Below are 7358 nucleotides of genomic sequence, written 5' to 3' on the forward strand. Positions count from 1 at the left end.
GTGACTCGCCACCCAACGACGGAGCTGGGCGCGGCTGAACCCCAAGCAGCAGGCACGGCTCGGTGCGCTCGGCGTCACCCCCTCGCGGGTCGTACGGGCCCGTACGACGCCCGCGAAAAACCCGGCCGGAACCGGCACGCCCCCACACACCGGACAAGAAACCGTACGCATACCCGTCACGCTACCCAGCCCGGCCACCATCCCCACGGCAACCCAGCAACCCGGCAGCAAGCGGCCGCAGCAGACGGCCCATCAGGGAACGCCCCGGCCGCCCGCCGCCGGCGGCGGACTCGGAGACTCGGAGGCGGCGCACCCCGGCTACGGCGGCCTGACGTCCGCCTGGGCCGGGTCGGCGGCCAGGAGGGCCGGCGCAGGCCGAGGCCGCCCTGGAGCGGGCCGGCACGGCGGGCGCGGGCACCCGGGCCATCGTCGAGGAGCTCCTCGTCGGGCCCCAGTTCAGCGTGGAGGCCTTCTCCGAGCAGGGCGAGCACGTCGTGGCCACCATCACCCGCAAGTACTCCGACCCGGTCAGCCTGGTCGAACTGGGACACGTGATGCCCGCCCCGCTGGACGCGGAGCAGGCGGCGGCGATCGAGCGGCAGGTGGTCGTGAGCCTGGAGGCGCTGGGCGTCGAGTTCGGGCCCACCCACACCGAGGTCATCCTCACCGAGCGCGGACCGCGCATCATCGAGACGCATCTGCGCACCGGCGGCGACGAGTTGTGGAACATGGTGACGGATGCGACGGGCGTCGACCTCATCGAATCGCAGCTGCGCCAGGTCCTCGGCGAGAAGGTGCTCCCGGAGATCCGGCAGACCCTGGGCGACCCCGGACCGGGCGCGGCGGACGGAAGCCATCTGGTTCGCCGGCTCCCCTGCCGAGGGCACCCTCGTCGAGGTGTCCGGCGCCGACGCCGTGCGCCCCGAGCACGTCAAGCTGCACATCCTCGCCGCTTCGGGCGCCGAGCTGGCGGGCCTGCAGAACAGCTTCTCCCGGCTCGCGTGGGCGCGGGCGCACGCCGACACCGCCGAAGAGGCCCTCGCGGCGGCCAGGGAGGCGATCGACGCCCTGTCCTTCGTCACACGTGTCGGTGCCGTCCGGACCGAACTCATCTGATCGGCGCGCGTATCCACCGAGGGAAGAACCCCGTTGCGGCGGCGGTGCGGGCAGTGGTACTCCAGCCCCATGGAAGATCTCGTCACCCAGCGGCTCGTGCTTCACCCGCTCAGCGTCCCAGAAGCGGAATCCCTGGCGCGGGGCAAACCGCGGGAGCACGAACGATGGGCCCCTGACTATCCCACCGCGGCCGATATCGCGGGGGCCCGACGCCACCTCGACACCTGCGCCCTACGGGACGACCCGCAGCCCTTCGGCCCCTACGAGATCCGCCGCCGGGAGGACGGCGAGGCCATCGGCGGCCTCGGCTTCCACGGGCCGCCGGACGAGAACGGCACGGTCACCATCGGATACGGCCTCGCCCCCTCCGCCCAGGGTCGGGGCTACGCGACGGAGGCCCTGCGCGCCCTGCTGGAGTTCGCCCGCACACACGGGGTCACCCAGGTCGTCGGCGACACGGACCGGGCCAACCTAGCCTCGCAACGCGTGATGGCGGCAGCCGGCATGGAACCGGTCGGGGAGGACGAACGCCTCAAGTACTACGCCCTCCACTGGCCGCCGCAGGGGGTGAGGTCGTGACGTGACCAGCTGAAAGCCCGCCCCACCAGGCCGGAGGCAATCGGCCGACTGCCCCCGTGATCCACGAACCGGCAAGCCTTTCCTTGCCGAACCCGTACAGCAACCCACCAACACCCAGCCCAGCCCAGCCCAGCCCAGCCCAGCCACAGATCCCAGACCCCAACACCCCCTCCACAACCCACACCCGACCCCACAACCACAACCCTCCACCCCCCTCCACAGATAAATGTCTGAGCAGAAACGACCTCACTCACCGGCCCTGACCTGTACAAACACAAGATCAACAGAAAACGCGGTTCCCCCCGCGCTTCCCCCTCCGCTTCCCACGCCAGCAGGCCCCAGCCGCGACCGAACCGAACGCCCCTCGGAAGTCGAGCGTCTGCGAGACGAACACCGATGCGGACGCCTGCGCGCCCGACGACACCGGCGACCGTCCTGCCGACAGAACGACCCAGAAGGCCTCCGCAACGAACCTCACCGGTCCACCCACTGGTGACTGGACCGGTGAACCCAGCGGTGAGTTCCTCAACGACATCACCCAGCGGCGAGCCCAGCCGGTGAACTCACCGGGCAGTGAACTCACCGACCGGTGAGTCCAGTGGTGAGTTCCTCGATGAGTCCACCAGCCGGTAAGTGGACCGGTGATCGAGCCGGTGAACTCACCGGTGAGTCCCGAAAGACAGAACCACCTCACCACCCGGGCCGAAACGAGGCGCCCCACCGCGCCGCCGCCAGCCCCCGGCACACGGACAGACCTCTCCCCTCGGCTATCGCGAGGAAAGAGAGGTATCGATTTCCGAACAGGGCTTGCCCACGGGCCCTGAACTGCACGAATGGAAGATCACCGGAATCGGGGGTCCCACCTGCGGTCACACCCGCGGTCCCCCGCCCAGTACAACCGTGCAGACACCTCTCCAGCCCCCTTCCGGTACAACCCGGTAGAGCGAGTCGAAGCCGTCGGCGTTGAAGTTGTGGAGCACGTCGCGGACCCGATCGTCACGGGTGAACGACACCTCGGCGATCTTCGCGACCGGCATGCCCTGAACGGACAGCAGCACCATCTGCGCGCCGCCAGGTCACCACAGAGCTGTGCCTCTGCGGACTATCCGCAGTAGCCATCGGCCCTCGTTGTCATCGATCAAGCGAACGCGCACTCGTTCTGCCACCTGGATGGCTTGGCGGCCCGATGCCGCTGGAGTGTCAGGTTCAGGAAGAGTCGTTGGAGTCGGCTGCGAGTGTTTTGCCTGCGACCTTTGACCTGGTGACGCCATCGACTGTCACACAGATACCAAAGACACGATCGTGGCTGGTCCAGCCGTTGACGAGGCCACGGTTGTTACTGATCTGCACCCGCTTCCTGGCGGTGTCCACGGACGACACCAAGTGCAGGTACACCGTCCCTGCGACACGAGCGAGGACGATGTCCCCGATTTCCAACTTCGACGGGTCGACCGGAGCAACGACCACCTGCTGCCGGCTGCGTATCAGCGGGACCATCGAGGAGCCGCTGGGGCGGAACGTCACGGTGGCCCCGCCGGCAACCCTGCCTGCCACTGCATCCAATGCACCCATCCGGCGATCGTTTCAGATTCCCCGGCATCACCCCACCGATTTACTCTTCCGTGCCCCACCAGCGAGGCGAACGTTGCCTGATACGGCACCAGCAACTTTCCGACATCGCCGCGGATCGGGCGGGCGGGCTTCAGGAAGAGGGATCCCACGCCTCGGGGCCGCCGCCTCGCCACTCCACGAAGTCCAGGTCGGTGAGGTCCACGTCCTCTGCGTCGTCATATTCCCAGGTGGAGGGGCTGAGGCGGAGATTACAGTGCCGCTCATGACGAATGGATCGCTGTTGCTCACCCCCACCCAGTTCCTCAGCGCGGGTGAGCGGCTGCTGCACGGGAAGGACGTGGCCGCAGCCGTGGGGGCCGGGCGGGCGGAGGACTGGGTACGGCTCGACGCGGATGTCTTCAACGGGACCCTGAGCCGGGTGGCCGGGTGGAAGTTCTCGGAAACGCTCCGGGTGGGCTTCCACTGGTTCGACCGACGTGAGATCGCGGACTGGGACACCGCCCCCTACTGGGCCGGGGACGGCCCGCTCCGGGAAGGCCCGCCCTCCGAGTCCGAGCTCGCGCTGTGCCTGTGCCATGCCGACCCGCGGGTCCGGGCGGCGGCACTGGACGCCGGGGGTGCGGCGGCGCCGCTACCGCTGCTCCTGCTGCGCTGCGCGGACAACGACCAGGGCGTGCGGGAGCGGGCCCGTACCGCCTTCGCGACGGCCCTCACGGCGGCCGGTGCCGACTCCGTGCGTTCCCTGGTCGTACTGGCGCTGCGCGTCGGCATCCGCAGACATGGGCATTGGGCGCGCGTCGCGGTGCTCGCGCGGGCGGGCGGCGTCCGGGAGGCTGCCGTACGGGAGTTGCTGGCCTGCGAAGGCTGGCAGGGGTCCGACGCCAGGACGGCGGGCATACGGGCCGGGGCGGAGGCCGGGGCACTGGACGCGGACGCCTTGTACGGGATCGCCCTGACCGCTGACCGGTCGAACGCGGAACGCTTCGAAGCGATCCGCGCCGCGCTCGCGTCAGGGCGGCACACGGCGGCACGGAAACGATTCCTCGACTTCCTTGCCAGGTGCGAGGGGTCCCAGGTGCGGCTCCGCGCCCTCAGGTACGCGCTCTCCGCCCGGCTGCCGTCCGTAAGCGACCTGGCGGCACTCGCCGTCGGACATCGCGACCGGAGGGTCCGGCGGCTCGCCGCCCGGGCGGCCCTGGAGCTGCCCGGTGCGGACGCGGTCCTCAGCGAGCTGCTCACCTCGCACGACAGTGACGTACGAGGCGCGGCCGTTGGGCGGCTGCGTGCCGGCGGACGCTCCGAGGGCCTCGTGCGGTACCTGGCCGACCCCTCCTCCTGGGTGCGGGCCGTCGCGTGCCGTGAGCTGCGCGCCGCCGGCGGGGACCCGCACGCCCGGTACCGTGCGTGGTGCGCCGACCCGGAGGCGGTGACGCCCGCCGCGGTGAGCGGCCTGGCCGAAGGCCGGGACCCCCGGGACAGCGCGCTGCTCCACACGCTGACCCGGCACGCCGACGGGGCCGTACGCGCCCGGGCGCTCGGCGGGTTGCGACGGCTGGGCGTCCTGGGCGCCGACGCGCTGGCCCGGTACGCAGGCGATCCCGACCCGCGCGTCGCGGCAGTCGTACTGCGGGGCCTGCGTGACGACCCCGCCGTCATGCGTACGCTGCTCGGCCATCCGCACGGGTGGGTGCGGGGCGCGGCCCTGACCCACCTCTCGAACCGGCACGCCATCGGCTGGGAGGAAGCCTTGCCCTTCCTGTCCGACCCGGCGAAGGAAACGTCCAGGGCCGCGCGCGGTGCCCTGCGGAGCCGGCGGAGCCGGATTCCGGAGGGAAGCCTCGTCGCCCTTGCCGCACCGGGCGAGGCGGCCGAGAGGCGGGCACTGGCGGTGGAGCTGCTGAAGGACTCCTTCGAGCCTGAGCCCCTGCTCACCGTGCTGCGACTGGTGGACGACCCGCTGCCCGCGGTACGTGCCGCCGCCCGCGTCGGCGCGCTGCGGGTCCTGTGGGACCGTGATGCCGCGCGGGGCCGCCACGCGGACGAGATCCGCGCTCTCGCCGAGAGGCACGCGCAGCGCATCGTCGTCTGGAGGGCCGAGCAGAGGAAGCGCCGTCGGGCTTCGAAAGGAAGCTGAGCCGCCCTCAGCGTGCCGTTCGGCCCCTGCCGTCCGGCGGTGGCGGTTCGGTTTCGTTTCGCCGGTGGGGGTGACCCGGGCGGTCCATGACCAGGGTTCCGGAGGTGGATCCCAGATCACCTCGACGTCGGTGGGTTCAGGAACCTACACACGAAGACGGGCACGCCGCCCCGTACACCGAAACCCACTCGGCTTGAAGAACCAGCGGCCCGCCACCCGCTACGACGTCGGACGCGTCCTCGCGACCGGCGAGCCCTACACCTGCCCCGCACACCACCAAATCGGCACGAAACCCGACGTGTCACGCCAGTTCCCAGCTGACGGGCGTCCACATAGATCCGGTCCCGACACCATCAAGCAGGATGGGCAGCATGGACGCGAACGAAAGCCTGCCCCTCGAAGACCTCGTGCGCTGGAACGGTGAGCTTTCCGAGCTCATCAGAGGCGTTCGGCACAGCGAACCGACATCAACTGTCACCTTCCGCCGCGCCCACGCCGTATCCGCTGTTGAGAAGGTCACTGCAGGACTCGCCACCCCAGGTCAGCTCGTCGACTGGGGACACGCCCTCCACTTCGAGGAACAGGTGGACGTCGAGGAAGCACACCGGAACTTGCTGACCCAGTTCCTCGTCGAAATCTCGACCCCCGAGCTGTTCGAACCAGTCGCCAGTGACGTCTGCCAACGGTGGCTGCGCGTCTTGCAGACGTCTATGGCCTCCGATGCCGAAGCGGCCGGACGTTAAACAGCAAGCTCATTCTGAAACGATCAGTTAACCGCAGTGCTCGGTGTCCGAGAGGTCGTAGTGGACCTGATTCGAGATCTCCTCGGTCTTACGCGGCTTATCCTCCTCCTTCCTGGTACGGTCGCGGACTGTCCAGGTTCCGGAGGGGTCCTGGGCATCGGTGAAGTGGAGCTCTGCGGGTGTGGTCTCCGCCGAGAGCACGAATTCGCTTCCGTCGGGAAGGGTCCGGAGCAGCGGGGACAACGACCACTGTGTGCAGCCGCTCAGGCTCCCGATGTCGATGTAGGTTCCGCCATCGAAGGCCACGACGACGTCGCAGCACCCCGCCGTCGCCCAGGTGCCCGGCAACGAAGCCGCGCAGCTGATCGCGCACCGCGTCCTCATCCCACACCGCCCCAGACAGTAGGTGCTGGAGCCGGTAGGGCCGATCGTGCCCGGCCGCCTGCGCGATGGCCCAGCAGTTGCCAGACACTTCCGGGCACAGCAGCCCCTGCACATACGCCGCCGCGTTCGCCCGCAGGTCACGCCGCGAGAAGAGCGGTGCTATGAGCCCGGCAAGCTCCGCGACGTGCGCCTCGAACGCGCCCACGCCGGCAGTGGCGGCGCAGCCCGCCCCGTATTCAACTTGAGTCACTCCATGATGATCACGGGCGGTCTGATCGACGGCGACATCGTCGGCTTCCTTGCTGTCAGACCTCCCGTTTACGGTGGTGGCATGCGTTATCTGGTTGAAGCGTTCGCCGTCGGGGCACTGCGTCGTGGAGTAGAGATCGAGCAGTTCCTCGGACCGAAGGAACACAATGGCGAGCGAGGCGTCGCATGGGTGGAGATCTGGCCGCGAGAGCAGGGATACGTGATCACGCTGTACGGCGGCGTGGATCGGGCCGACGGCTACCAGGGACAGCGGAATCTCTACGAGCTTCCACCGTTCCTCTACCCGCATGAGGACGACGAGGATATGCCCTTCTGTGAACTCGGGATCGCTTCCGAGCCGCTGGGGGCGCTCGAGCTGGCAGAGTCGTTGACCGGGGCAGTCCGGAGCAGATGGATGAACCGTGGCCTCGGCATGGACGAATACGCCGACTACGTACGAGCGGGCAGCCCAAGTGTGTGGCCCGTCAGCTAAGGGCTGTCCCGTAAACGAGCTCTGTGAGCGGGACTCGGTTCAGGCATGTAGCTTCGTCGTCGGAGGTTTCGCTCGTGCTGTTCAGGCC

The 7358-nt window shown here is 69.3% G+C and carries 7 protein-coding genes and 2 pseudogenes; 6 read left to right on the forward strand and 3 right to left on the reverse strand.

Features of this window, described 5'->3' with window-relative positions; translation table 11 throughout:
• Positions 1 to 425: 425 nt before the first annotated feature.
• The 3 genes and pseudogenes from AB0D01_RS39215 to AB0D01_RS39225 form a co-directional block, all read left to right on the forward strand.
• Positions 426 to 698 (forward strand): annotated as a pseudogene (locus tag AB0D01_RS39215) (ATP-grasp domain-containing protein); the annotation flags it as partial.
• 40 nt (positions 699 to 738) lie between these two features.
• Positions 739 to 1116 (forward strand): hypothetical protein, encoded by a 378-nt coding sequence (locus tag AB0D01_RS39220; RefSeq protein ID WP_363064125.1) that lies wholly within the window; start codon positions 739 to 741, stop codon positions 1114 to 1116.
• Positions 1117 to 1185: 69 nt separating this feature from the next.
• Positions 1186 to 1695: a GNAT family N-acetyltransferase gene (locus AB0D01_RS39225; protein WP_363064127.1), complete on the forward strand. Its 510-nt coding sequence runs from the start codon at positions 1186 to 1188 to the stop codon at positions 1693 to 1695.
• Positions 1696 to 2633: 938 nt separating this feature from the next.
• Here the strand turns inward: AB0D01_RS39225 and AB0D01_RS39230 are convergent.
• Positions 2634 to 2861: pseudogene (locus AB0D01_RS39230) on the reverse strand (IS630 family transposase); the annotation flags it as partial.
• 40 nt (positions 2862 to 2901) lie between these two features.
• The gene (locus AB0D01_RS39235; RefSeq protein WP_363064129.1) at positions 2902 to 3267 is read right to left on the reverse strand and encodes a S26 family signal peptidase; all 366 of its coding nucleotides are present in this window, start codon (positions 3265 to 3267) and stop codon (positions 2902 to 2904) included.
• 262 nt (positions 3268 to 3529) lie between these two features.
• On the opposite strand from AB0D01_RS39235, the gene AB0D01_RS39240 reads away from it, so the two are divergent.
• Together AB0D01_RS39240 and AB0D01_RS39245 are read left to right on the forward strand one after the other, a co-directional pair.
• On the forward strand, positions 3530 to 5401 hold the full coding sequence (locus AB0D01_RS39240; RefSeq protein ID WP_363064131.1) for a hypothetical protein: 1872 nt from the start codon (positions 3530 to 3532) through the stop codon (positions 5399 to 5401).
• A 371-nt stretch (positions 5402 to 5772) separates the two neighbouring features.
• On the forward strand, positions 5773 to 6144 hold the full coding sequence (locus AB0D01_RS39245) for a hypothetical protein (protein ID WP_363064133.1): 372 nt from the start codon (positions 5773 to 5775) through the stop codon (positions 6142 to 6144).
• A gap of 27 nt (positions 6145 to 6171) precedes the next feature.
• On the opposite strand, the gene AB0D01_RS39250 is transcribed toward AB0D01_RS39245, so the two are convergent.
• Positions 6172 to 6450, reverse strand: a complete 279-nt coding sequence (locus AB0D01_RS39250; RefSeq protein WP_363064135.1) for a hypothetical protein — start codon at positions 6448 to 6450, stop codon at positions 6172 to 6174.
• 262 nt (positions 6451 to 6712) lie between these two features.
• Here AB0D01_RS39250 and AB0D01_RS39255 point away from each other — a divergent pair, with 262 nt between their 5' ends.
• The gene (locus AB0D01_RS39255) at positions 6713 to 7270 is read left to right on the forward strand and encodes a hypothetical protein (protein ID WP_363064137.1); all 558 of its coding nucleotides are present in this window, start codon (positions 6713 to 6715) and stop codon (positions 7268 to 7270) included.
• The last annotated feature ends 88 nt before the right edge of the window (positions 7271 to 7358 follow it).

Source organism: Streptomyces sp. NPDC048606 (assembly GCF_040650855.1).
Classification (GTDB): domain Bacteria; phylum Actinomycetota; class Actinomycetes; order Streptomycetales; family Streptomycetaceae; genus Streptomyces.